The sequence below is a fragment of the Variovorax sp. PBS-H4 genome (genome assembly GCF_901827205.1).
Taxonomy (GTDB): Bacteria; Pseudomonadota; Gammaproteobacteria; order Burkholderiales; family Burkholderiaceae_C; genus Variovorax.
On the sequence record NZ_LR594675.1, the window covers coordinates 3,759,181 to 3,781,473 of the forward strand.

Below are 22,293 nucleotides of genomic sequence, written 5' to 3' on the forward strand. Positions count from 1 at the left end.
CATCGCGATTGCGCTTTGGCGGGGCGACGGCGGCGCGCAACATCAACGCCAGGCGCGTGTGCCCTTGCTTCAGATCGAAGGCGCGATGGCCTCGGCGTATTCGTAGAGGGCACCCAGAATCTCCTCTCCCCGCTCGTCGGCTGTCTCGGCCAACGCATCGATCTCGGCGAAGAGCTGATCGACGTTGCGCGCCCCACCCTCGCCTTCGAGCAGGCGCGCCACGCGGTGTGCTTCCCAGCGTCCGGCCTCTTCGGCATCCAGCGTTTCCGGAAAGTTGCGGGCACGATAGCGGAACACCAGCTCTTCCAGCCGCGGGTCGTCGAAGCCGGTGCGCGAGCGGGCGAGCTCGGCCGGCGACAGGCCGTGCAATTGCGTGAGCCGGCGCCGGTCGCCGTTGCCGACGAAGCCGCCATAGAGGTCCTCGTCGACATCGGGCGCTTCTTCACGCGGCCGCTCGTAGACCTGCGGCCAGATCGCGCTCATGTCGGGCAAGGCGGCCGCGAGCGCCGCGTGGCGCATCGCCACGTCGAGGTCGATGCCCCAGCGCATTGCCATGGCAGGCGCCAGGGTCTTGAGGTTGCCGACCACCATCGGCGACTTGTTGAGATGCACGCCCTTCAGCGGCAGGCGCAGCACGCCTTCAGGCAGATCGGCGCTGCGCGTGAAGAGACGCAGGCGCAGGGTCGAAACGTCCAGGTCGCGCAGCTCGCTCGGGTCGTGCGCAAGGTCCCAGGCGAGCAGCTCGTTCTTGTTGGTCGGATGGCTTGCCAGCGGCCACATCACGGCCAGGCAGCCACGTTCGGCCGGGAACATGCCGGAGACGTGCAGGAAGGGCCGCGCCGTCTCGCGCATGGCGGGCAGGCCGAGCTCCGCGGCGACGCGGTCCTTCTTGTGCAACCCGAGCGCGAAATCGAAAAGCTTGGGCTGGCGCGCGCGAATGAGCCGCGCGAGCGCGATGGTGGCGCGCACGTCCGACAGCGCATCGTGCGCCGCCTCGTGCAGCAGCCCGTTGGCGCGCGCCAGGTCTTCCAGTTTGAAGCTCTGCGAGCCGTCTTGCTTCTTCGGCCACTCGATGCCTTCGGGCCGAAGCGCATAGCACAGGCGCACCACATCGAGCAGGTCCCAGCGGCCGCAGTCGTCTTGCCATTCGCGCGCGTACGGATCGATGAGGTTGCGCCAGAACAGGAAGCGCGTCACTTCATCGTCGAAGCGGATGGTGTTGTAGCCCACGCCGATGGTGCCGGGCTGTGAGAACGCCGCTTCGATCTGTGCGGCGAACTGGTGCTCGGGCACCCCACGCTCGAGGCACAGCTGCGGCGTGATGCCGGTGATCAGGCAGGACTCCGGGCTCGGCAGGTAGTCGGGCGCAGGCTTGCAATAGACCATCATCGGCTCGCCGACTTCGTTGAGCTCGGCGTCCGTGCGGATGGCGGCGAATTGCGCAGGCCGGTCGCGCCGCGGCACAGCGCCGAAGGTCTCGTAGTCGTGCCAAAGAAAAGTGTGCTTTGTCGTCAAGATGTTTTCTTCCTCCTCATCCTTGCTTTCGCGTCGTTGCGCCCGATGTCCGATCCCCTGCCTCCTCCTAGAGAAGCGGTGAAAACAGCCGGGCAGTTGCATCGCCGAGACGACGCGGGAAACTCTGGCGCCGCTGTCCGCGGACCGCAGCAGCACTGTGCAGGTCGGTCTCGAACTGCGCCGCAAGAGGTTCGGCGAGCGCCGGGCCGTAGATCACGGCACACACCTCGAAATTGAGCCTGAAGCTGCGATTGTCGAAGTTGGCGGTGCCGATCATCGCGCAGTTGTCGTCCACCACCAGCGTCTTGGAATGCAGCATGCGCGCCTTGTACTCCCAGATCTTGACGCCGGCGGCGATCAGCTCGTCGTAGTAGGAGCGCGCCGCAGCGCTCACGATGAGCGAATCGCTGCGGCGCGGCACCAGCAGGCGAACGTCCACGCCGCGAAGTGCAGCGCTGGTCAGCGCCATCAGGCCGGGTTCGCCGGGCACGAAGTACGGCGTTGTGAGCCAGGCCCGGCGCGCGGCCGAATGGATGGCCGCGACGTGCATGCGATGGATGGCTTCGAGACCGCTGTCGGGGCCGCTGGTGACGATCTGCACCGGGATGTCGCCCGCGCCCTCCTGCCCCGGCAGGCGCGGCAGCAGGACATCGAGCGCGTGATCGATGCGGCGCGGGTCCTCGCCGGTGGCATAGGTCCAGTCCTCGAGGAAGGTGGTCTGCAGCCAGCGAACCGCGCTGCCTTCGATGCGAAGGTGGGCATCGTGGTAGGCATCGGCCCTGATGCGGCGATCTTCCTCGTCGGTGATGTTGACGCCGCCCGTGAAGCCCACGCGGCCGTCGCACACCACGATCTTGCGGTGGGTGCGGTAGTTGGTTACCGGCCGCAGTCGCCGGCCGACGCGGGTGTCGTGGAACAGCGCGACTTCGATCCCGGCCTCGAGCATGGGCGCCATGAAGCGGCGCCCGATGCGCTTGGAGCCCAGCGCATCGAGCAGCAGGCGCACGGTCACGCCACTTCGAGCCCGTTCGATCAGCAGGTCGCGCAGCGCGGTGCCCGTGTTGTCGGGCTCGTAGATGTAGTACTCGAGATGGACGTGGTCGCGCGCCTCGCGAATCGCCTCGAAGATGGCATCGAAAGTACGGGCGCCGCCCGACAACAGGTCTGCGGCGGTCGCGCTCGATACCGGAAGCCCGCAGGCTGCGGTGCCGAGCGCGGCCATCTGGCGCAATGCCGGCGGTGCGCGCTCGGCCGCCGCGCGCAGGCTCGCCACGTCGGCAGGCGCCTGGGCGATGGCGCGGCTGCGCAGCCGCTTGAGGCGCTGCTTCTTCAGCCGCTGGGGCCCGAGAAAGTAGTAGATGAGGAAGCCCGCGAAGGGCAACAACGCCAGCGAGAGGATCCAGCTCATCGTCGAGACGGGCGCGCGCTTCTGCATCACGATCCAGACGGAAAGCACGGCGATATACCCGCTCCACGCGAGGGAGAGGCCGGTCTTCCATTCCTGGCTGAGCTCGGGGAGGATCAAAGGGCGAAAAAGGTTCGGGCAACAAAAAAGGCCGGTAGCGCGAATGCTACCGGCCTTGGGACGGTGTCCCTTGGGATCGCAGATCAGCCCGCGGCGGCCTCTTCGGCTTCGGGCTTGGCGCGCCCTTCCTTCTTCGGCAGCGGCTGGATGTCCAGCTGGACCTCTTCCTTGTCGTCGAGGTCGACCGTCAGGCGGCCGCCTTCCTGCAGGCGTCCGAACAGCAGCTCGTCGGCCAGCGCGCGGCGGATCGTGTCCTGGATCAGGCGCTGCATCGGGCGTGCGCCCATCAGGGGATCGAAGCCCTTCTTGGCCAAGTGCTTGCGCAGCACGTCGGTGAAGGTGACATCGACCTTCTTCTCGGCCAGCTGCGTTTCGAGCTGCAGCAGGAACTTGTCGACCACGCGCAGGATGATCTGCTCGTCCAGCGCCTTGAAGCTCACGATTGCATCCAGGCGGTTGCGGAATTCCGGCGTGAACAGGCGCTTGATGTCGCCCATCTCGTCGCCCGACTGGCGCGGATTCGTGAAGCCGATGGTCGCCTTGTTCATGGTCTCGGCGCCCGCATTGGTGGTCATCACGATGATCACGTTGCGGAAGTCGGCCTTGCGCCCGTTGTTGTCGGTCAGCGTGCCGTGGTCCATCACCTGCAGGAGCACGTTGAAGATGTCCGGATGCGCCTTCTCGATTTCATCGAGCAGCAGCACCGCGTGCGGCTTCTTCGTGATGGCTTCGGTGAGAAGACCACCCTGGTCGAAGCCGACGTAGCCCGGGGGCGCACCGATCAGCCGGCTCACCGCATGGCGCTCCATGTACTCCGACATGTCGAAGCGAATCAGCTCGATGCCCATGATGTAGGCCAGTTGCTTCGCCGCCTCGGTCTTGCCGACGCCGGTGGGGCCGCTGAACAGGAAGGAGCCGATCGGCTTGTCGTCGCGGCCGAGGCCGGAACGCGCCATCTTGACGGACGAGGCGAGCACCTCGAGCGCCTTGTCCTGCCCGAACACCACGCTCTTCAGGTCGCGCTCGATGTTCTGCAGTTTGCCGCGGTCGTCGTTCGAGACGTTGGCCGGAGGAATGCGCGCGATCTTGGCGACGATTTCCTCCACCTCGCTCTTGCTGATGGTCTTCTTGCGCTTGTTCGCAGGAAGAATGCGCTGGGCGGCGCCGGCTTCGTCGATCACGTCGATCGCCTTGTCGGGCAGGTGACGGTCGTTGATGTACTTGGCACTCAGCTCCGCGGCGGCCTGCAGCGCAGCCACGCCGTACTTCACGCCGTGGTGCTCCTCGAAACGGGACTTCAGGCCCTTCAGGATGTCGACCGTTTCCTGCACGGTCGGCTCGACCACGTCGACCTTCTGGAAACGACGCGACAGGGCCGCATCCTTCTCGAAGATGCCGCGGTACTCGGTGAAGGTGGTGGCGCCGATGCACTTGAGCGCACCGCTGGACAGAGCGGGCTTCAGCAGGTTCGACGCGTCGAGCGTGCCGCCCGAGGCAGCGCCCGCACCGATCAGCGTGTGGATCTCGTCGATGAACAGGATCGCGTTCGGCTTGTCCTTGAGGGACTTGAGCACGCCCTTCAGGCGCTGCTCGAAATCGCCACGGTACTTGGTGCCGGCAAGCAGCGCGCCCATGTCGAGCGAGTACACGTGGGACTCGGCCAGAATCTCCGGCACGTCGCCCTGCGTGATGCGCCAAGCCAGTCCTTCGGCAATGGCGGTCTTGCCGACGCCGGCTTCACCGACCAGCAGCGGGTTGTTCTTGCGGCGCCGGCACAGGATCTGGATGACGCGCTCGACCTCGTACTCGCGGCCGATCAGCGGGTCGATCTTGCCGTCCTTCGCCATCTGGTTGAGGTTCTGGGTGAACTGTTCGAGCGGGGACGACTTCTCGTTCTTCTCGCCGCCGCCTTCTTCATTCTCGGAGGCGGATTCGCCGCTGCTCTTGGTCGCCTCGGGCGGATCGCTCTTCTTGATGCCGTGGGCGATGAAGTTCACCACGTCCAGGCGCGTCACGCCCTGCTGGTGCAGGTAGTAGACGGCGTGCGAGTCTTTTTCACCGAAGATCGCAACCAGCACGTTGGCGCCGGTGACTTCCTTCTTGCCGTTGCCCGTGGACTGGACATGCATGATGGCGCGCTGGATCACGCGCTGGAAGCCCAGGGTGGGTTGGGTGTCGACGTCGTCGGTACCCGCCACCTGCGGCGTGTTGTCCTTGATGAAATTGGTGAGCGACGAGCGCAGGTCGTCGACATTGGCCGAGCAGGCGCGCAGAACTTCCGCGGCACTCGGGTTGTCCAGCAAAGCGAGCAAAAGATGCTCCACCGTGATGAACTCGTGGCGCTGCTGCCTGGCTTCGACAAAAGCCATATGCAGGCTGACTTCCAGTTCCTGGGCAATCATGAGATTTCCTTTTGCCTTGCTGTAAATAAATTTTCAGATGGGTTGGAGCGCGATTTATTCAACCGGTTCACTGACGCACTGAAGCGGATGTCCGGCCTGGTGAGCCGCCTCCATCACCTGATTGACCTTGGTGGCTGCCATGTCGCGGGAATAAACGCCGCAGACACCGCGTCCGTCGAGATGAATCTTGAGCATGATCTGGGTCGCCGTTTCACGGTCCTTGTTGAAGAACTCCTGGATCACGACGATCACGAACTCCATGGGCGTGTAGTCGTCATTGAGCATCACGACCTGATACATCTGGGGCGGCGCGGTTTTTTGGGGGCGCCGCTCGATCACGACCGCATCGCCATCGTCCCGCCCCGGCGTTACAGCCGGAGGGTTGGGAGGGGTCGAAGGGATTTTGGTAGCCATGAAATCATTTTATCGAGCCGCCCGCAGCTTGCAGCGCCCGTGGTGGAACAACTGGTGCCAGCTTCGTGACATTCAAGACGCGGGCACCTGGAACGCCCCCGAAAATGCATGCAAGCGGCGTGCCGTGGGCAAATTCCCGGTCGAGCCGAAAGAAAAGGCCCCGACGCCTTGCGGAGCCGGGGCCGGAGGTCGGGAGCTTGCCAGCGCTCATCGCGCTGCCGCCACCATTTACATATTGTCGATCATCACCTGACCGAATCCCGAGCAGCTCACCTGGGTCGCGCCGTCCATCAGCCGGGCGAAGTCGTAGGTGACCTTCTTGCTCGCAATGGACTTTTCCATGGAGCGGATGATCAGGTCGGCAGCCTCGGTCCAGCCCATGTGGCGCAGCATCATCTCGGCCGACAGGATCTCGGAGCCTGGATTGACATAGTCCTTGCCCGCGTACTTGGGCGCCGTGCCGTGGGTGGCTTCGAACATGGCGACCGTGTCGCTCAGGTTGGCGCCCGGGGCGATGCCGATACCGCCGACCTGGGCTGCCAGCGCGTCGGAGACGTAATCGCCGTTCAGGTTCAGGGTGGCGATGACGCTGTACTCGGCCGGGCGCAGCAGGATTTGTTGCAGGAAAGCGTCGGCAATCGAGTCCTTGACGGTGATTTCCTTGCCGGTCCTGGGATTCTTGAACTTCATCCAGGGGCCGCCGTCGATCAGCTCGGCGCCGAACTCCTTGGCCGCCAGGCCGTAGGCCCAGTCGCGGAAGCCACCCTCGGTGAACTTCATGATGTTGCCCTTGTGCACGATCGTCACGCTGGGCTTGTCGTTGTCGATCGCGTACTGGATCGCCTTGCGCACCAGGCGCTCGGTACCCTCGCGCGAGACGGGCTTGATGCCGATGCCCGAGGTGTTGGGGAAACGGATCTTCTTGACCCCGAATTCGTCCTGCAGGATCTTGATGAGCTTCTTGGCCTTGTCGCTTTCAGCCTCGAACTCGATGCCGGCGTAGATGTCCTCCGAGTTCTCGCGGAAGATCACCATGTTGGTCTTGTGCGGCTCCTTGACCGGGCTGGGCACGCCCTCGAAATACTGGATGGGACGCAGGCAGACGTACAGGTCGAGTTCCTGGCGCAAGGCAACGTTCAGGGAGCGGATACCGCCGCCGACCGGAGTGGTCAGCGGGCCCTTGATGGAGACCACGTAGTCGCGCACCGCATGGAGGGTTTCCTCTGGCAGCCAGACATCGGGACCATAGACCTTGGTCGACTTCTCGCCGGCATAGACCTCCATCCAATGGATCTTCTTCTTTCCACCGTAGGTCTTGGCCACCGCGGCATCGACCACCTTGATCATCACCGGCGTGATGTCGAGGCCGGTGCCGTCGCCCTCGATGAAGGGGATGATGGGCTGGTCAGGCACATTGAGGGAGTTGTCGGCGTTGACCGTGATCTTCTGGCCTTCGGCCGGGACTTTGATGTGCTGATAGCTGGACATGAGAGCAAGAACTCCGGGGGATGAATCGAAGGCAGGAAGACTCTACGCTTCCGGCCGGCTGAATAGCCTTAGAATTTTAGACGCAACCTGAGGAGCTGGAGGGCTTGTCAACCGTGGCCTCATAGCCCTCGTTGTTGACGGACCTTCTGCTGGACGGGAGGCGTTTTCAAACCATTTCCACACAGAGGAACCTGTAATGAGCAAAGTTCTAGCAGTCATGATGGCCGGCTTGTTCGCCACCGCCGCATTCGCACAGACCCAACCCGCCGAGATCAACCCCCAGGCTCAGGGCAAGGCCGCCGAGCGCGCCGAAACCAGGAAGGCTGCGAAGGCCCCCGGCCAAGTCAAGGCTCCTGCTGGAGATCAATCCAAGGTTGCAGAAGGTAGCGGCGGCGTGACTGCCACCGGTGCCGACAAGGCCGCCCAGGCCCGCCGCGACTCGCGCGACGCACGCCGTCCCGCCAAGGGCGGCGGCAAGAAGCCGGTTCCCGCACAAGGCGGTACCCCCCAGTAAGCCCTCGGGCCGAACCAAGGAAAAAGCGTTCTTCGGAACGCTTTTCTTTTTTCCTTTCCTGGCAAGCCCTCGTCAACGGGGGTTTCAAGGCGTCGTTGAACGAGCGCCCCTTGACAGGGACTGCATCTTTAAACACTGTAGCCGCCCATGTTCCAGCGCCTCTCCGTCTTGCTCGCACTCTCCGCCGCGTTGCTCGCGCCTGTCCACGCTCAGCAGCCACAGACCGGTCTGCAGCGCGTCAGGCTGACTGCGGGCATGTACCAGATCGACGCCCAGGTCGCCGAGACGCCGGCACAGCGGCAGACAGGCCTGATGTTCCGCAAGGAAATGCCTCAGAACGAGGGCATGATCTTCGTGTTCGAACAGCCGGCCACCCAGTGCTTCTGGATGCGCAACACCCTGCTGCCGCTCACCGCCGCCTTCGTGGCCGACGACGGACGCATCGTCAACACGGCGGACATGAAGCCGCAGACCGACGACTCCCATTGTTCCGAAGAGCCCGTGCGCTTCGTCCTCGAGATGAACCAGGGCTGGTTTGCCCACAAGAACATCAAGAAGGGCACGAAGCTGAACGGCGAACTGTTCTCGAACAGGCGCTGAGCGCTGAGCAGCCCGGCAATGAAAAAAGCCGACCCCCGGTCGGCTTTTTTCTTGGGCAGCGAGTCGGCTCAGCCGAAGTTCTTCGCCACGAAATCCCAGTTCACCAGCTTGGCCAGGAAGGTCTCCACGAACTTCGGGCGCAGGTTGCGGTAGTCGATGTAGTAGGCGTGCTCCCAGACGTCCACCGTCAGCAGCGGCTTGTCGCCGGTGGTCAGCGGCGTGCCCGCGGCGCCCATGTTGACGATGTCCACGGTGCCATCGGACTTCTTCACCAGCCAGGTCCAGCCCGAGCCGAAGTTGCCCACCGCCGACTTCACGAACGCCTCCTTGAACGCCGCGTAGCTGCCCCACTTGGCGTCGATCGCCTTGGCAACCGAGCCACTGGGTTCGCCGCCGCCAGCGGGCTTCATGCAGTTCCAGAAGAAGGTGTGGTTCCAGATCTGGGCAGCGTTGTTGTAGATGCCGCCGCTGGACTTCTTGACGATCTCCTCGAGTTCCATGTTTTCGAACTCGGTGCCCTTCTGCAGGTTGTTCAGATTCACCACGTAGGCGTTGTGGTGCTTGCCGTAGTGGTACTCCAGCGTTTCCTTCGAGTACTCGGGCGCCAGTGCGTCCAACGGATATGGCAGGGGTGGGAGGACGTGTTCCATTGTCTTTTCTCGCAGGTTGGTTGTGGGATGAAGCATTCTAGAAAGGATTCAAGAGGCCCGCGTCGGACGCAGTCCTGTCGTTTCCGTTTGCACGACCTTCATGTCGGCCGTGCCATCTGCCAGCCTTGCCCGGACCGCTTCGCCGGGCGTGAGCTGTGGCGTGCGAGTGATCGCCCTGCCGTCCGGGCCGGTGAGCCAGGCATAGCCGCGCTCGAGGACCAGCGTCGGATCGAGCAGTTGCAGCCGCAGCGCCGCCCTTTCGAGCCGCTCCTTTCGCTGCATCAGGGCGCGGGCGAAATCGAGAGGAAGTTCGGCTCGCAAACCCTGCTGGACCTGGGCGAGTCGCTGCACGCGCGACAGCATGACGTGGCGAAAGCGCTGGGCGTGCTGCGCCAGTCGCAGCTGCTGGCGCAGCACCAGCGTCGAAGGGCGCGCAAGACGCGTGGCAGCATCGTCGGTACGCTGGCTCAGTGCATCCAGCCGTGCGGAAAGCGCACCGTGCAAGCGCCGTTCGAGCAATGCCAGCGCACCGAGCCACAGCTCGCGCGGCGCCGCCACGAGTTCGGCCGCGGCTGTAGGTGTCGGGGCGCGAAGGTCGGCGCAGAAGTCGGCGATGGTGAAGTCGGTTTCATGGCCAACGCCGCTGATCACCGGCACGGGGCTCTGCACGATGGTGCGCGCAAGGGTTTCGTCGTTGAAGGCCCAAAGGTCCTCGATCGAGCCGCCGCCGCGGACCAGCAGGATCACGTCGACTTGCGGTCGGAGCGCGTAAAGGGATTGCAGCGAGCGTGCGAGTTCCGCCGGCGCTCCCGAACCCTGCACCGCGGCGGGTGCCAGTACCACGGGAATGTGCGGCACGCGGCGCCGCAGCGCGGTGACCACGTCGTGCAGCGCGGCAGCGCCCGGCGAAGTCACGAGGCCGATCGTACGCGGCATGGCGGGCAATGCTCGCTTGCGCGCAGCATCGAACAGGCCTTCCGCCTGCAGACGTGCCTTGCGCTGCAAGAACTGTTCGAAGAGAGCGCCCTGCCCGGCTCGCCGCAGGCTCTCGACCACCAACTGCAGGTCGCCTCGCGGCTCGTACACCGCGAGGCGACCGCGAACCTCGACCTGGTCACCGTCGCGGGGCTGAAAGTCGAGCAGGCCTGCGGCACGCCTGAACATGGCGCAGCGCAGCTGGCCGGCCTCATCCTTCAGCGCAAAGTAGCAGTGACCGCTGGCGGCGCGCGAGAAGCCGCTGATCTCGCCGCGCACCGCCACCGGGTTGAAGCGCGCATCGATCGCATCGGCGACTGCGCGGCACAGCGCGCCGACATTCCAGACTCTCGGCGCGATAGCCGGCGCTTCAGAATCGTTCATCGCCTGGGCAAAAACGAGTGGCCAGTCGTCCACAATCGGTTGAATGGCTACGGGCGCCTCGAGTATTGGGGTATCGCAGGCACGAGTTCACGTACAAGCCCTTGATTTCATTGAATAAAGTGCTGCTCAAAATTCAGTCGATCCAGCGGACGCCCCGTGGAATGCGGCTGGGAGCCGGTTGCCCCGCGGGTTAGCCACAAAGTTATCCACAGAACTTGTGGGCGATGGCTGACAGGCGAATACAAATTGGAACATCTGCCCTCGACGGGGGATAATCGCCGCGCATTTGCAGTCGACTGGGCCGGAGGATTCCTTTGTTTTCGATCATAGTTGCTGCGGGCTGGCCAATCTGGCCGCTGCTCGCCTGTTCGGTGGTGGGGCTCGCTTTGGTCATCGAGCGATTCACCAGCCTCAAAACCTCGAAGGTTCTTCCTCCCAAACTTCTCGACGAAGCGATCACGGTATCGCGCAACACCATTCCGGGTCCGGACGTTGTGACCAAGCTGGAGAGGAACTCGGGGCTCGGCGAGGTGCTGGCAGCGGGCTTTCGCCACATGAATGCCAACCCTCAGTCCACCGAGGACGATCTGCGAGCATCGATGGAGGCCGCGGGCCGCATCGTTGCCCACCGGCTCGAGCGCTACCTGCCGGCGCTCGCGACCATCGCATCGGCGGCGCCGCTGCTCGGCCTGCTGGGCACGGTGATCGGCATGATCGAGATCTTCGGCTCCCAGTCGCCGAGCAACGGCGCGGTCGGCTCCGGCAACCCGGCGCAAATGGCACACGGCATTTCCATCGCTCTTTACAACACGGCCTTCGGGCTGATCGTCGCGATCCCGGCCTTGATCTTCTGGCGCTATTTCCGCACGCGGGTCGACGAATATCTGCTCAATCTCGAGCTCGCCGGCGAACGCTTCGCCCGCCACCTCAACACGCTGCGTTCATGAACGCCTACATGCTTGCCATTTCGTGTGTTGCACTGCCGGCCGCGCGCCGGCTTGGAGGAGGCTCGGCATGAGACGAATGCACTTCAGCCACGGCTCGAAGGAAGAGCCTGAAATCAACCTGATTCCCTTCATCGACGTGCTGCTGGTCGTGCTCATCTTCCTGATGCTGTCGACCACCTACAGCAAGTTCACGGAGATGCAGCTGCGGCTGCCGGTGGCCGATGTGGAGGCTCAGCGCGATTATCCGAAGGAGGTGATCGTCGGGGTCTCGGCCGACGGCCGTTACTCCGTCAACAAGACCGTGCTGCCCGAGCGCAGCGTGGAAGCGGTGGCCGAGGCCCTGGGCGCCGCGTCCAATGGCGGCAAGGACAGCATCGTGATCATCAGCGCCGATGCCAGCGCCGCACATCAATCGGTGATCACGGTGATGGAAGCCGCGCGCCGCGCCGGTCTCATGCAGATCACCTTCGCAACGCAGTCGGCCGCGCGGGCAGGACGCTAGTTTGGATCTGCAGCGGGCTTGGCTGCAACGCGGCGCGCTCGCGGCGTTGTTGTGGCCCGTCTCCCTCGTGTACGGCGCACTCAGCGCACTCCGGCGTGTGTTCTATCGCCTCGGGATCCTCGGCACCGAGCGCGTCGGCGTACCGGTCATTGTCGTCGGCAACGTGATCGCCGGCGGCTCGGGCAAGACGCCGGTCGTGATGGCCGTGGTACGCCATCTACAGGCTCGCGGACTGAAGGTGGCCGTCGTCTCGCGCGGCTATGGTCGGTCGACCCGCGACTGCCGGGAGGTGCACGAGAACAGCGACCCGCGCGAGGTCGGCGATGAGCCTGCGTTGATCCGCGGCTCGACCGGAGCGCCGGTCTTCGTAGCGCTCCGCCGGATCGACGCCGCGCGTGCATTGCTGGCGCGGCATCCGGGCACCCAGTGCATCGTGAGCGACGACGGCCTGCAGCACCTGGCACTGGCACGCGACGTCGAGATCTGCGTCTTCGACGACCGCGGCATCGGCAACGGCTGGTTGCTGCCGGCCGGCCCGCTGCGCGAGCAATGGCCGCGGGACTGCGACCTCGTGCTCCACACCGGCGTGCGCCCCGCATTTGCCGGCTTTACCGCGCAACGGTCGCTGGCCGATGCCGCCTTGCGGCTGGATGGCACGCCGGTCCCGCTTTCATCGCTCGCAGGCCGGCCGCTGGTGGCCGTTGCGGGCATCGCCAAGCCCGAGGCCTTCTTCCAGATGCTGCGCTCACGGGGGCTCGCGCCGCAGCAGTGCATCGCGCTGCCCGACCACCACGATTTCACCGCGTGGCAAGCGCCGCCCGGCACAGGCTACGTGCTGTTGTGCACCGAGAAAGATGCGCTCAAGTTGTGGCGCCGGGCGCCCGATGCACTCGCGCTCCCCCTGGTGTTCGAACCCGAGCCGGGCTTCTTCCAAGCTCTCGACGCAAAGCTATCATCGCTCGATGGACACCAAGCTGCTTGAACTGCTCGTCTGCCCCGTGACCAAGGGACCGCTCACCTGGCATCCCGAGGTGCAGGAGCTGCGATCGCGCAGCGCCCGCCTGGCGTACCCCGTGCGCGACGGCATCCCCGTGCTGCTCGAGACCGAGGCTCGCACACTGTCCGACGAGGAACTGGGGCTCTGAGCTTGCGTTACACCGTCCTGATCCCGGCGCGGCTCGCCTCCACGCGCCTGCCCGACAAACCCCTGGCCGACATCGCAGGAGTGCCGATGGTGGTGCGCGTCGCCCAGCGTTCGTGCAAGTCAGGCGCCGAGCGCGTGGTGGTCGCCGCGGACGACGCCCGCATCGTCGCCGCATGCGAGGCGCACGGCGTCGAAGCCTTGCTGACGCGCACCCACCACGCCAGCGGCAGCGACCGTCTCGCCGAAGCCTGCGTGCAGCTCGGTCTGGCAGACGACGAGATCGTGGTGAACGTCCAGGGCGACGAGCCGCTGATCGATCCTTCGCTGATCGACGCCGTCGCGCAGACCCTCGCGTCACATTCCGATGCAGCAATGAGCACGGCCGCGCACGCCATTGATTCTCTCGAAGACTTCCTCAATCCCAACGTCGTCAAGACGGTGCTGGACGCCCGAGGCAACGCGCTCTACTTCAGCCGGGCACCGATCCCGTGGTGGCGCGACGGCTTCGCGAAGCACGGGCCCACGGCCTTGCCGGATGCCCCGGCGCCGCTGCGCCATATCGGCATCTATGGCTACCGCGCGGGCTTCGTGCGGCAATTCCCCGCTCTGCCGCCGGCACCGGTGGAAGCGACCGAGGCACTGGAACAGTTGCGCGCCCAGTGGCACGGCTATCGAATAGCCGTGCACGTGAGCACGCATGCGCCCGGCCCAGGCATCGACACGCCCGAAGACCTCGCGCGGGTCCGCGCCCTTTTCGCTCTCTGACGCACCTGCCAACCATCGGGTTTGCTCGAGAGTGCCATGCTATCCTCGACGCAACTCCGCCCTCTGCAATGCCGTCATCGGGATGCCAGGCGCGACAGAAGATCGAAGAACCTCCGAGGACACCATGAGACTGATTTTGTTGGGCGCCCCCGGGGCGGGCAAGGGCACACAGGCTGCCTTCATCTGCCAGAAGTACGGCATTCCTCAAATCTCCACTGGCGACATGTTGCGCGCAGCCGTCAAGGCCGGCACCCCGCTCGGCCTGCAGGCCAAGGCGGTGATGGCCTCCGGCGCACTGGTAAGCGACGACCTGATCATCAACCTGGTCAAGGAGCGCCTTGCGCTGCCGGACTGCGCCAATGGCTTTCTCTTCGACGGCTTCCCCCGCACCATCCCGCAGGCTGACGCCATGCGCGCGGCCAACGTCAAGCTCGACTACGTGCTCGAGATCGACGTGCCCTTCGCCGATATCGTGGAGCGCATGAGCGGACGCCGCTCGCATCCGGCGTCCGGGCGGATCTACCACGTCAAATTCAACCCGCCCAAGGTCGAAGGCAAGGACGACCTCACGGGCGAGGACCTGATCCAGCGTGACGACGACAAGGAAGAGACCGTGCGCCACCGGCTCGAGGTCTACAGTCAGCAGACCCGTCCGCTGGTCGACTACTACGCAGCCTGGGCCAAGGCCGAACCCGGCGCCGCGCCGAAGTACCGCGCGATCAGTGGCGTCGGCACTGTCGATGAGATCACCCAGCGCGCGCTGGCCGCACTGGCGAGCTGATCGTCAGGCGGGGCTGGAGCGCAGCCCGTAGACCTTGCCGTCGACGAACAGGTATTCGACGCGCATCACGGGCGCTCCCTTTTCTTCCTTGAACGTGAAGCCCACTGCGGAGACTGCGCTGCCGGGCTTGATCTCCGCGACTTTCCAGGCCTCCATGCGCGTGAGCGGCGCGAGTTCCAGCTCCCACTGGCGATCAGTGCGGCGAGGCACTGCCGCCCGCGCGAGCAAGCCCGGCCCGTCCACCGGTGCGCTCTGCCCCGGCAACGCCCGCTTCGCCAGGTCGGCCGGCACCTTGAGGCCGGAAGGAACGTCGATCAACAACTCGGCATGCGGGTTCTGCCAACGCACACGCGCTACTGTGCCTTCGAGATAGATCGGACGGTCCTGGTCGAAGCTGCTCCAGCCATGGTGCCCCCAGGCGAGCGGAGCGGCCAGCGGCAGGGAAGCGGTGGCGAAGACGAGATCGCGACGTTTCACAGGAAAGCTCCTCTTCAGTAGGCGATCCAACGGCCGCAGAACACCACGGCCAGCCAGATCGCAGTAGATAACAACATCTGTACCCGCGCCATCGCATCGAGTTTGCGCAGCGAGCCACGCAGATGGAACCATCCCGCATTGAAACCGGCCGCTACCAGCAGGCCCATCTTGACCAGGAAGGCCTGGTTGGAAAGCAGTTCCGCCGGCTGGGTGGCGAACATCAACGAACCGCTGGCCGCCGCGAGCGCGAAGCCGCTGAAGGCGATCGAGAGCGACAACCTGGCCATGGCGGCCACCGGCAGGACGGCAGCACGCCCGAACACCCGCATCTCCAGCGCTGCCAGATTGCCGAGCAGTAGCGCGATGCCGACGATGTGCACCGCCTCCAGCGCGGGATATGCCCAGGCGTGCGAGCGCAGTGCTTCGAGCATGCGCTCAGGCGCCGCCGGCCTGGATGGACATCAGTTCCAGCATCAGTGCGATGCGTGCCTTCACCGGCGTCAGCGCGCCTGCGTCGCGCAACGCCGCACTCGGCGTGGGAAGAATGCGGCCCTGGACGCAACGCGTGGCGCGCAGGACCGCGATGCCCGCCGCTTGCGCCCGAAGCGCAGCCGCTTCCAGGGCTTCGTGCAAAGTGCCGTTGCCAGTGGCTGCGAGCACCAGGCCCTGCACCGGCTCTGCAGTGCCCGCTTGCTGCGCCATCAGTGCATCGATGATGCTGCCACGCGCCTCTGCGTGGCTCATCAAGATCTCCACGCGCGGCCATTGGACGGCGTGCCGCATCAGCTCGAAGCACAGGCGTGCCGGCTCGGGCGGCGAGACTGGCCATCTCCTGAGCTCGCGCAAGGCGCCCTCTTCCACATAGGCCACAGGGCCCGCATCGCCCGAATCGAACGCGTCGAGGCGATAGGTGTGGACCTTCTGCACATCGAAGGCGCTGTGCACCGCGCCCGCGCACACAACTACTACCCCCTGAGCATGCGGGCTCGAGGCAACCGCAAGGGCATCGCGAACGTTCTGCGGACCGTCCGGCGTCAGCGCCGTCGCCGGCCGCATGGCGCTGGTCAGGACGATGGGCTTGACCGGAGCCAGCACGGACTGAAGGAAGAAGGCGGTTTCCTCCAAGGTATCGGTCCCGTGAGTGACAACCAGGCCCGCCACGTCGGCATGTGCAAGCCAATGCGCACAGCGCTCGGCCAGGCGGCGCCAGATGGCGAAGCTCATGTCCTTGCTGTCGACCTGGGCCACCTGCTCGGCCTGCAGCGCGATGCCCGTCGGGGCTGCCACGCCTTCCAGCAGTTCGGTTACGCCCACCTGGCCCGCGATATAGCCGACATTGTCGGCCGCCGTCGCCGCCCGGCCAGCAATGGTGCCGCCCGTCCCCAGAACGACCACACGACGCTTGCCTTCGCTGATGTTGTCGGCCATGACTTGCCAAAGCTCCGGAAACTGGTTAAAAATACAGCTACTGGATATTCAGCCAGTGCCGCAAGGAGTCGCCAATGCAGTTCGCAGTGAAGCTTACCGCTCGTCAGCAACAAATACTGGACCTCATCCAGAGCGCCATCGCACGCACCGGCGCGCCGCCCACCCGTGCCGAGATCGCCGCAGAGCTGGGTTTCAAGTCCGCCAATGCGGCCGAAGAGCATCTGCAGGCGCTGGCGCGCAAGGGCGTCATCGAGCTCGTGAGCGGCACCTCGCGAGGCATTCGGCTCAAGGGCGACGCTCTGCGCTCGCTCAACGAATCGCGCAACAACCAGTTCTCGCTCTCGTTGCCGGGCATGGCCCAACTCGCGCTGCCTTTGATCGGACGTGTCGCTGCGGGCTCGCCCATCCTTGCGCAGGAGCACGTGGACCAGACCTACTACGTGGAGAACACCCTCTTCCAGAGGCAGCCCGACTACCTGCTCAAGGTACGCGGAATGTCCATGCGCGACGCAGGCATCATGGACGGCGACCTTCTCGCGGTGCAGGCCACCAAGGAGGCCCGCAACGGCCAGATCGTCGTGGCCCGGCTGGGTGACGAAGTCACAGTCAAGCGCCTCAAGCGCAACAAGCAGGTCATCGAGCTGCACGCCGAGAACCCCGATTACCCGACCATCATCGTGCAGCCGGGCGAGCCCTTCGAAATCGAAGGCCTCGCCGTTGGCCTGATCCGCAACACGATGCTGATGTAGCCGCACAAGACGGCATGAGCGACCTCTCTCTCATGCCGCCCCAAGCGGCTGCGACAGGTGGCGGGCGTATGGCCGAGGGCCATCACCCTGTCGCGGCCGACGAAAGCAATCCTGCCTATGTTCAATCTCTGACCTTCATGGAGTTCACATGGGAATCGCTCTGCTTAGCTTCGTCGACCTGTTCATGCCCCTTCAATCGCTGGCAAGCCGTTTGATATCAACGCGCCGTCGGAACGCCTCCGCCCTGCGCTATGTCGGCATCCGCCCTGGTTGCGCCGTGCGTCCCGCCGCGCAGCCGTCCCGCCTGTCGGCGCCGGCCCGGCCGTTGCGGGTGGTCCGCACGGTCGATGTACAACACGATAGGCCGAGCACCGGCCGAGTCGTGATATCAGGTCGCATGGCGGATGTCTGCGCCGAGCTCGACCGGCTCGCTGCCCTGGAAGCGGCAGGCGCCGCGCCCTCGCGCGGCCAAATGCATTGAAGACCGCGCCCTGCGTCCGGGCGCGCGGAGCCCCCTGACGCGTGGCATGTCCCAGGAGCGCCCTACGCTTCTGACGCATGGCGCGCAAGCCGCCGGGTGGTGCGAGGCACAATGGCACGCCATGAACATCGTGATCCTCGACGACTATCAGGACGCAGTGCGCAAACTGCGCTGCGCCGCCAAGCTCGACGCGTATGCGGCCAAGGTCTACACCAACACGGTCAAGGGCATCGGACAGCTCTCGGTGAGGCTCAAGGATGCCGACGTGATCGTGCTGATCCGCGAACGCACCCAGATCTCGCGCCAACTGATCGAAAAGCTCCCAAAGCTCAAGCTGATCTCGCAAACGGGGCGGGCCGGTCAGCATATCGACGTCAATGCCTGCACCGAGCATGGCGTAGCCGTCGCCGAGGGCTCGGGCTCCCCGCTGGCACCGGCCGAGCTCACCTGGGCGCTGATCATGGCGGCGATGCGCCGCTTGCCGCAGTACATCAGCAACCTCAAGCATGGCGCATGGCAGCAATCGGGGCTCAAGTCCGCATCCATGCCGCCGAACTTCGGCCTTGGCTCGGTACTCAAGGGCAAGACGCTATGCATCTGGGGCTATGGCCGCATCGGCCAGTTGGTGGCGCGCTACGGCCAGGCTTTCGGCATGCAGGTGGTGATCTGGGGCCGCGATGAGAGCTGTGCCCGCGCCCGCTCGGACGGCTTTCAGGTGGCGCCGAACCGCGAAGCCTTCTTTGACACGGCCGACGTCCTGTCGATCCATCTGCGGCTGACCGAGGAAACCCGGGGCCTGGTCACGCTCGAGGACCTCTCGCGCATGAAACCCACGGCGCTTTTCGTCAACACCTCGCGCGCAGAGTTGATGGAACAGGATGCCTTGCTCGCCGCGCTGAACCGGGGGCGGCCGGGGCTCGCGGCGATCGACGTCTTCGAGAGCGAGCCGCCGCTGCAGGGCCACGCTCTGTTGCGTCTGGAGAACTGCATCTGCACGCCGCACATCGGCTATGTCGAGCAGGACAGCTACGAGATGTATTTCGGCCAGGCTTTCGATAACGTCGTCAGCTTCATCAAGGGCAACCCGACCAACATCGTCAATCCAGGCGCGCTGCAGGTGCGACGTTGAAGCGCGCGGCTCTGCCAGCGTCCCTCTGGGCCTTGCTGGCAGGCAACTTTGTAATCGGCACCGGGGTCATGGTGGTGCCGGGCACACTCAACGAGCTCAGCAATTCCTTGCAGGTCAGCGCGGCCACGGCGGGCCAATTGATCACCGCAGGGGCAGCAGTGGTGTGCTTTGGCGCGCCGTTGCTGGCCGCCGCGGTCGCAGGCTGGGACCGGCGGCTGCTGCTCGCCTGCAGCATGCTGTGGTACGCAGCCGGCCATCTCCTCGCGACGCTGATGCCGAGCTTTGGCGGGTTGCTGGCTGTGCGCATGCTGACCGTCATCTCGCCTGCGATCTTCACGCCTCAGGCAGCGGCCTGCGTCGGCCTGCTGGTGCCGCTGGAGCAGCGGGGCCGCGCCGTGACCTTCGTCTTTCTCGGTTGGTCCATGGCCTCGGTCCTCGGCCTGCCGCTGGGCGCCTTGATCGGCGGGCATTTCGGCTGGCGCACCGCCTTCGCCGCGATCGCGGTGCTGTCGCTGTTGAGCGCGGTCTGGATCTGGCACCAGCTGCCGAGCGGTATCCGCCCGCAAGCATTGACGCGCGCCGCCTGGGCACAGGTGCTCAAGAGCCCGCTGCTGATGGGCGTGGTGGCCGTCACCGCGCTGCAGGGGTCGGGCCAGTTCGTGCTGATGAGCTACTTCGCGCCCGTGCTGCGCGAGACCGTCGGCGCCGACGCCACGACGCTGGGTCTCGTGTGGGGCTGGTTCGGCGTCTGCGGCCTGCTGGGCAACATGCTCGTGAGCCAGGCCATCGATCGCGTGGGTGCTCCGCGAATGGTGCTCGTCACCACCGCGCTGATTGCGCTGAGCCTGCTCCTGTGGCCGCTCGGCGTCACGCTTGGCGGGCTGGCCATCATCCTGGTTCCCTGGGGCCTGGGCTGCTTCGCGGCCAATTCAGCGCAGCAAGCGAGGCTGGTGTCGATGGCGCCCGTGCTCGCGCCCGGGTCGGTGGCCCTCAACAGTTCCGGGATCTACGTGGGTCAGGCCGTGGGCGCAGCAGCAGGCGGCTGGCTGCTGGCACGCGACGCTTTTGCCTGGATGAGCTGGACAGGTTTCGCAATGCTGGTGTGTGCGCTGTTGCTGAGCCTGGGCATCGACCGGGCCCAGAACCGCACCGCGGCCTTCAGCGCTTGAGGGGTTTGGGCGCGATCTCGGCTTCGGTGTCCGGATCGAAGAGTTCGAAATCGATCACATGCGGGTCGGTGGATGGCGCGGGTGGCGGCGGCGGTTCCTGCAACGGAGCCCGCATGGTCTCGAAGGCCGTCTTGTCGAACTCGGCCAGATCCAGGCTGGCATCGGGCTGGGCGGTGTGCCGCGGCTCGCGCTCTGGTGCATCGGGTGCGGGGACGCCGCCAACGGACGCCAACACGGTCTCGTGTTCCAGCGTGTCGTCGATCGCGCCGTAGATCGAGTCCGGCAGGACCGGCCCGTTCTCGACCATCTCGGGCTGGGCCCTCGCTTCGAGCGGCGCGGGCGTGGTGGCGAGTTGCTCATGGCCGAAGGTGTCGACGAAGGCAGGCTGCGTCACGGGCACGGGTGACGCATTGCCCGGTTCGATGACCTCCTTGGCGACCGAATAGAGCAGCAGCAGTTCCTGGTACGCCGCGAGGTCGAAGGCCTCGTCCTCGTTCGCGCCGGGTTTGCGGAAGATCAATTCCTCGATCAGTGCCAAGGTGCCCGGGGCTGGCCACTGGGATTCGATGCGCGCCAGCGCACTGCGATAGTGCTCGAGCCCCTTGCCTGTCTCGTTGAATTGCTCGAAAGCCGGGACATCGGCATTGAAGGCGCGTTCGAACTCTTCCGCCAGGCGCGCATAGTCATCCTTGCGGTCCAGCGAATGGTAGATGCGCAGCAAGTCCAGGTACGCCAGGGCGCTGGTACCGGGATTGGTGGCAATGTGCTCACGCAGGACCGCGATGGCCTGGTCGTGCTGGCCCAGCGAGAGGAAGAAGTCGGACTGCTGCTGGACATCGAAGAGTTCTTCGGTATTGACCGGCCTCGACGGCATGCTGTCCACCGCACGCGGATGCGGCTGCGAATCGCCGAAGCCACTGTCGTCAGGGTCCAGGTCCGCGAACGTGGCCGCCCCGAAACTGGTGGCGTTCGCGCTGCGGCGGCGGCCGGAGCGCTCGCCGTCTTCATCATCGTCGAGCAATGCACCCAACGCGCTGGGTTGTGTGGGTCCCGCGTCGGCCTTGGACGCTGGCTCACGCCACCATGCCGGCTCGGCGCGGCGGGCGATCTGGCGCCACAACAGCAGGATGGCAATCAGCGCAAGCAGCAGCAGGCCGATCAAGGCATAGACGAGCGGATTGCGATAGCGGTCCTCCCGCGCCTGTGCCAGCTCGGTGCGCAGTTCCAGCAGGGCGCGTTGGTTTTGCGCTGTCTGCTCGCGCAGCGCGGTCAGCGTGGCTTCCAGCGTCTGCATGCGCTGGGCCTCGCGCTGCGCCGCCTCGGGCTGGGCATTGAGTGCACGCCATTCCGCAGCGGCGGCGCTGCGGCGCGCAGCGTCCTCGGCCGCGGGCAGCGTCAGTTGTGTGGTGGTCTTGAGACCTGGGGCCGCGGTCGGGACTGGCTCCACCGGCTCGAGTTGCAAGCGCGGTCCGATCGGCGCAGCGGCGCGTGCAGTGGCCGGTGCAGCTGGCGCAGCTGGCGCAGCCGATGCGGCCGGCACAGCTGCGGCACGCGGCGTTGCGGGCGGCCGGGCTTGCGCTGCGGCAGGCCTGCGTGGCGGTGGCGCGACGCTTCGGCGCGGCGGCTGCGTCTGACTGTCCGGGATGCCCACGGCCGCAGCGGCAGCAACGCCGCTGCGCCGCACGGGTGCCGCGCCGTCGGAACCAGACGAGGCGCCCACCCCCGCATCGCGTGGAGACGCACGCTGCGGTCCGCGCAGCGCGGCAGGCGCCTCCGCCTCGGGCCGCGGGCGGGTCACGGCGACACTCGGCAGCGCGGCCTCCGTGGGCACATCGGCAAGCAGCACGTAGCTGCGCGTGGAGCGCGTTTCGCAGCCCGCCCGCACGTTCACGTTGACCACCGGTTCGTCGATTGCGACGGTCGAACGAATGCGCATGCGCGAATTGGCGGCACTGCGCCCAGGCTCGAGCGATATCGTCACGCGTTGGTCGGGGATGCGCAGATCGCCCTGCACCACCTCGGCTTCCATGCATAGCCCGCCGCCGGCTTCGGCATCATCTAGCGACAGCGGGACCACGATATCCAGGGGCTTGCCGATCCAGACGGCCCCTTGCGGCCGCCCGATCGTCAATCCAGACGATTCAAGTGCGAACCCGAGTAGAAACAGGGCCGCAGCCAAACGTGGTGGTTGCAAAATGAGTAAAGCTGAAAAGGTAATCGAAAGTAGACACATTCTGGCATGCGCGCCCGCGCT

Annotated in this window: 24 protein-coding genes; 13 read left to right on the plus strand and 11 right to left on the minus strand. The window is 65.6% G+C overall.

The genetic code is table 11. The features are described from left to right. Nucleotides 1–69: 69 nt before the first annotated feature. From sbcB to clpS, 4 genes are all read right to left on the minus strand, one after another. Nucleotides 70–1,515: an exodeoxyribonuclease I gene (gene sbcB / locus E5CHR_RS17795; protein ID WP_232062104.1), complete on the minus strand. Its 1,446-nt coding sequence runs from the start codon at nt 1,513–1,515 to the stop codon at nt 70–72. Between the two features lie 67 nt (nt 1,516–1,582). Continuing rightward, nucleotides 1,583–3,040 (minus strand): cardiolipin synthase, encoded by a 1,458-nt coding sequence (cls, locus tag E5CHR_RS17800; protein ID WP_162581070.1) that lies wholly within the window; start codon nt 3,038–3,040, stop codon nt 1,583–1,585. Nucleotides 3,041–3,123: 83 nt separating this feature from the next. Then, on the minus strand, nt 3,124–5,442 hold the full coding sequence (gene clpA / locus E5CHR_RS17805; RefSeq protein ID WP_162581071.1) for an ATP-dependent Clp protease ATP-binding subunit ClpA: 2,319 nt from the start codon (nt 5,440–5,442) through the stop codon (nt 3,124–3,126). 54 nt (nt 5,443–5,496) lie between these two features. Beyond that, a complete protein-coding gene (gene clpS, locus E5CHR_RS17810; protein ID WP_162581072.1) occupies nt 5,497–5,856 on the minus strand; it encodes an ATP-dependent Clp protease adapter ClpS in 360 nt (119 codons plus the stop codon). Here clpS and E5CHR_RS17815 point away from each other — a divergent pair. Then, entirely contained in the window at nt 5,855–6,109 is a 255-nt protein-coding gene (locus E5CHR_RS17815; protein ID WP_162581073.1) for a hypothetical protein, read from the plus strand. The two genes, clpS and E5CHR_RS17815, sit on opposite strands and share 2 nt — an antisense overlap. On the opposite strand, the gene icd is transcribed toward E5CHR_RS17815, so the two are convergent. After that, the gene (gene icd / locus E5CHR_RS17820) at nt 6,085–7,344 is read right to left on the minus strand and encodes an NADP-dependent isocitrate dehydrogenase (protein ID WP_162581074.1); all 1,260 of its coding nucleotides are present in this window, start codon (nt 7,342–7,344) and stop codon (nt 6,085–6,087) included. The two genes, E5CHR_RS17815 and icd, sit on opposite strands and share 25 nt — an antisense overlap. Before the next feature lie 196 nt (nt 7,345–7,540). Here icd and E5CHR_RS17825 point away from each other — a divergent pair, with 196 nt between their 5' ends. Both E5CHR_RS17825 and E5CHR_RS17830 read left to right on the plus strand, forming a co-directional pair. Beyond that, entirely contained in the window at nt 7,541–7,858 is a 318-nt protein-coding gene (locus tag E5CHR_RS17825; protein ID WP_162581075.1) for a cell envelope biogenesis protein TolA, read from the plus strand. Between the two features lie 147 nt (nt 7,859–8,005). Then, a complete protein-coding gene (locus E5CHR_RS17830; RefSeq protein ID WP_162581076.1) occupies nt 8,006–8,458 on the plus strand; it encodes a DUF192 domain-containing protein in 453 nt (150 codons plus the stop codon). 68 nt (nt 8,459–8,526) lie between these two features. Here the strand turns inward: E5CHR_RS17830 and E5CHR_RS31825 are convergent, their stop codons facing one another. Next, entirely contained in the window at nt 8,527–9,108 is a 582-nt protein-coding gene (locus E5CHR_RS31825; protein WP_232062105.1) for a superoxide dismutase, read from the minus strand. A 48-nt stretch (nt 9,109–9,156) separates the two neighbouring features. Then, complete coding sequence (xseA, locus tag E5CHR_RS17835; RefSeq protein ID WP_232062106.1) at nt 9,157–10,467, minus strand: exodeoxyribonuclease VII large subunit; 1,311 nt, start codon at nt 10,465–10,467, stop codon at nt 9,157–9,159. Between the two features lie 314 nt (nt 10,468–10,781). Here xseA and E5CHR_RS17840 point away from each other — a divergent pair, with 314 nt between their 5' ends. From E5CHR_RS17840 to adk, 6 genes are all read left to right on the plus strand, one after another. After that, entirely contained in the window at nt 10,782–11,414 is a 633-nt protein-coding gene (locus E5CHR_RS17840) for a MotA/TolQ/ExbB proton channel family protein (protein WP_162581077.1), read from the plus strand. A gap of 76 nt (nt 11,415–11,490) precedes the next feature. Then, nucleotides 11,491–11,916 carry an ExbD/TolR family protein gene (locus tag E5CHR_RS17845; RefSeq protein WP_162583776.1) on the plus strand — a complete coding sequence of 142 codons (426 nt, stop codon included), beginning with the start codon at nt 11,491–11,493 and terminating at the stop codon, nt 11,914–11,916. 1 nt (nt 11,917) lies between these two features. Beyond that, a complete protein-coding gene (lpxK, locus tag E5CHR_RS17850) occupies nt 11,918–12,898 on the plus strand; it encodes a tetraacyldisaccharide 4'-kinase (protein ID WP_162581078.1) in 981 nt (326 codons plus the stop codon). Continuing rightward, on the plus strand, nt 12,879–13,061 hold the full coding sequence (locus tag E5CHR_RS17855) for a Trm112 family protein (RefSeq protein WP_162581079.1): 183 nt from the start codon (nt 12,879–12,881) through the stop codon (nt 13,059–13,061). The genes lpxK and E5CHR_RS17855 overlap by 20 nt, the downstream gene beginning before the upstream one ends. 2 nt (nt 13,062–13,063) lie before the next feature. Then, nucleotides 13,064–13,825, plus strand: coding sequence for a 3-deoxy-manno-octulosonate cytidylyltransferase (gene kdsB, locus E5CHR_RS17860; RefSeq protein ID WP_162581080.1), 762 nt, complete (start codon nt 13,064–13,066; stop codon nt 13,823–13,825). A gap of 124 nt (nt 13,826–13,949) precedes the next feature. Continuing rightward, a complete protein-coding gene (gene adk / locus E5CHR_RS17865) occupies nt 13,950–14,606 on the plus strand; it encodes an adenylate kinase (protein WP_162581081.1) in 657 nt (218 codons plus the stop codon). A 3-nt stretch (nt 14,607–14,609) separates the two neighbouring features. Here adk and E5CHR_RS17870 read toward each other — a convergent pair whose 3' ends face one another. Genes E5CHR_RS17870 through E5CHR_RS17880 form a run of 3 tightly spaced genes read right to left on the minus strand, consistent with a single transcriptional unit; the run spans nt 14,610 to nt 16,511 of the window. Beyond that, nucleotides 14,610–15,083 (minus strand): DUF6152 family protein, encoded by a 474-nt coding sequence (locus E5CHR_RS17870; RefSeq protein WP_162581082.1) that lies wholly within the window; start codon nt 15,081–15,083, stop codon nt 14,610–14,612. A gap of 14 nt (nt 15,084–15,097) precedes the next feature. Beyond that, complete coding sequence (locus E5CHR_RS17875; RefSeq protein ID WP_162581083.1) at nt 15,098–15,514, minus strand: hypothetical protein; 417 nt, start codon at nt 15,512–15,514, stop codon at nt 15,098–15,100. 4 nt (nt 15,515–15,518) lie between these two features. After that, on the minus strand, nt 15,519–16,511 hold the full coding sequence (locus E5CHR_RS17880) for an asparaginase (protein WP_162581084.1): 993 nt from the start codon (nt 16,509–16,511) through the stop codon (nt 15,519–15,521). A gap of 74 nt (nt 16,512–16,585) precedes the next feature. On the opposite strand from E5CHR_RS17880, the gene lexA reads away from it, so the two are divergent. From lexA to E5CHR_RS17900, 4 genes are all read left to right on the plus strand, one after another. Beyond that, nucleotides 16,586–17,260, plus strand: coding sequence for a transcriptional repressor LexA (gene lexA / locus E5CHR_RS17885; protein WP_028260076.1), 675 nt, complete (start codon nt 16,586–16,588; stop codon nt 17,258–17,260). A gap of 148 nt (nt 17,261–17,408) precedes the next feature. Then, nucleotides 17,409–17,741, plus strand: a complete 333-nt coding sequence (locus E5CHR_RS17890; RefSeq protein ID WP_162581085.1) for a hypothetical protein — start codon at nt 17,409–17,411, stop codon at nt 17,739–17,741. 121 nt (nt 17,742–17,862) lie between these two features. Then, entirely contained in the window at nt 17,863–18,870 is a 1,008-nt protein-coding gene (locus E5CHR_RS17895; RefSeq protein WP_162581086.1) for a D-2-hydroxyacid dehydrogenase family protein, read from the plus strand. Then, nucleotides 18,867–20,039 carry an MFS transporter gene (locus tag E5CHR_RS17900; RefSeq protein WP_232062107.1) on the plus strand — a complete coding sequence of 391 codons (1,173 nt, stop codon included), beginning with the start codon at nt 18,867–18,869 and terminating at the stop codon, nt 20,037–20,039. The genes E5CHR_RS17895 and E5CHR_RS17900 overlap by 4 nt, the downstream gene beginning before the upstream one ends. On the opposite strand, the gene E5CHR_RS17905 is transcribed toward E5CHR_RS17900, so the two are convergent. After that, entirely contained in the window at nt 20,029–22,170 is a 2,142-nt protein-coding gene (locus tag E5CHR_RS17905; RefSeq protein WP_162581087.1) for a type IV pilus assembly protein FimV, read from the minus strand. The genes E5CHR_RS17900 and E5CHR_RS17905 overlap by 11 nt on opposite strands. Between the last annotated feature and the right edge of the window lie 123 nt (nt 22,171–22,293).

Excerpts from the sequence above, each read along its gene's own strand:
- E5CHR_RS17815 (WP_162581073.1), top strand. The coding sequence starts at position 5,855 with ATGAAATCATTTTATCGAGCCGCCCGCAGCTTGCAGCGCCCGTGGTGG.
- clpA (WP_162581071.1), bottom strand. The coding sequence starts at position 5,442 with ATGATTGCCCAGGAACTGGAAGTCAGCCTGCATATGGCTTTTGTCGAA.
- E5CHR_RS17845 (WP_162583776.1), top strand. The coding sequence starts at position 11,491 with ATGCACTTCAGCCACGGCTCGAAGGAAGAGCCTGAAATCAACCTGATT.
- E5CHR_RS17890 (WP_162581085.1), top strand. The coding sequence starts at position 17,409 with ATGGGAATCGCTCTGCTTAGCTTCGTCGACCTGTTCATGCCCCTTCAA.
- E5CHR_RS17855 (WP_162581079.1), top strand. The coding sequence starts at position 12,879 with ATGGACACCAAGCTGCTTGAACTGCTCGTCTGCCCCGTGACCAAGGGA.
- adk (WP_162581081.1), top strand. The coding sequence starts at position 13,950 with ATGAGACTGATTTTGTTGGGCGCCCCCGGGGCGGGCAAGGGCACACAG.
- lexA (WP_028260076.1), top strand. The coding sequence starts at position 16,586 with ATGCAGTTCGCAGTGAAGCTTACCGCTCGTCAGCAACAAATACTGGAC.
- E5CHR_RS17830 (WP_162581076.1), top strand. The coding sequence starts at position 8,006 with ATGTTCCAGCGCCTCTCCGTCTTGCTCGCACTCTCCGCCGCGTTGCTC.
- icd (WP_162581074.1), bottom strand. The coding sequence starts at position 7,344 with ATGTCCAGCTATCAGCACATCAAAGTCCCGGCCGAAGGCCAGAAGATC.
- xseA (WP_232062106.1), bottom strand. The coding sequence starts at position 10,467 with ATGAACGATTCTGAAGCGCCGGCTATCGCGCCGAGAGTCTGGAATGTC.
- E5CHR_RS17875 (WP_162581083.1), bottom strand. The coding sequence starts at position 15,514 with ATGCTCGAAGCACTGCGCTCGCACGCCTGGGCATATCCCGCGCTGGAG.
- E5CHR_RS31825 (WP_232062105.1), bottom strand. The coding sequence starts at position 9,108 with ATGGAACACGTCCTCCCACCCCTGCCATATCCGTTGGACGCACTGGCG.
- E5CHR_RS17880 (WP_162581084.1), bottom strand. The coding sequence starts at position 16,511 with ATGGCCGACAACATCAGCGAAGGCAAGCGTCGTGTGGTCGTTCTGGGG.
- E5CHR_RS17825 (WP_162581075.1), top strand. The coding sequence starts at position 7,541 with ATGAGCAAAGTTCTAGCAGTCATGATGGCCGGCTTGTTCGCCACCGCC.
- E5CHR_RS17895 (WP_162581086.1), top strand. The coding sequence starts at position 17,863 with ATGAACATCGTGATCCTCGACGACTATCAGGACGCAGTGCGCAAACTG.
- clpS (WP_162581072.1), bottom strand. The coding sequence starts at position 5,856 with ATGGCTACCAAAATCCCTTCGACCCCTCCCAACCCTCCGGCTGTAACG.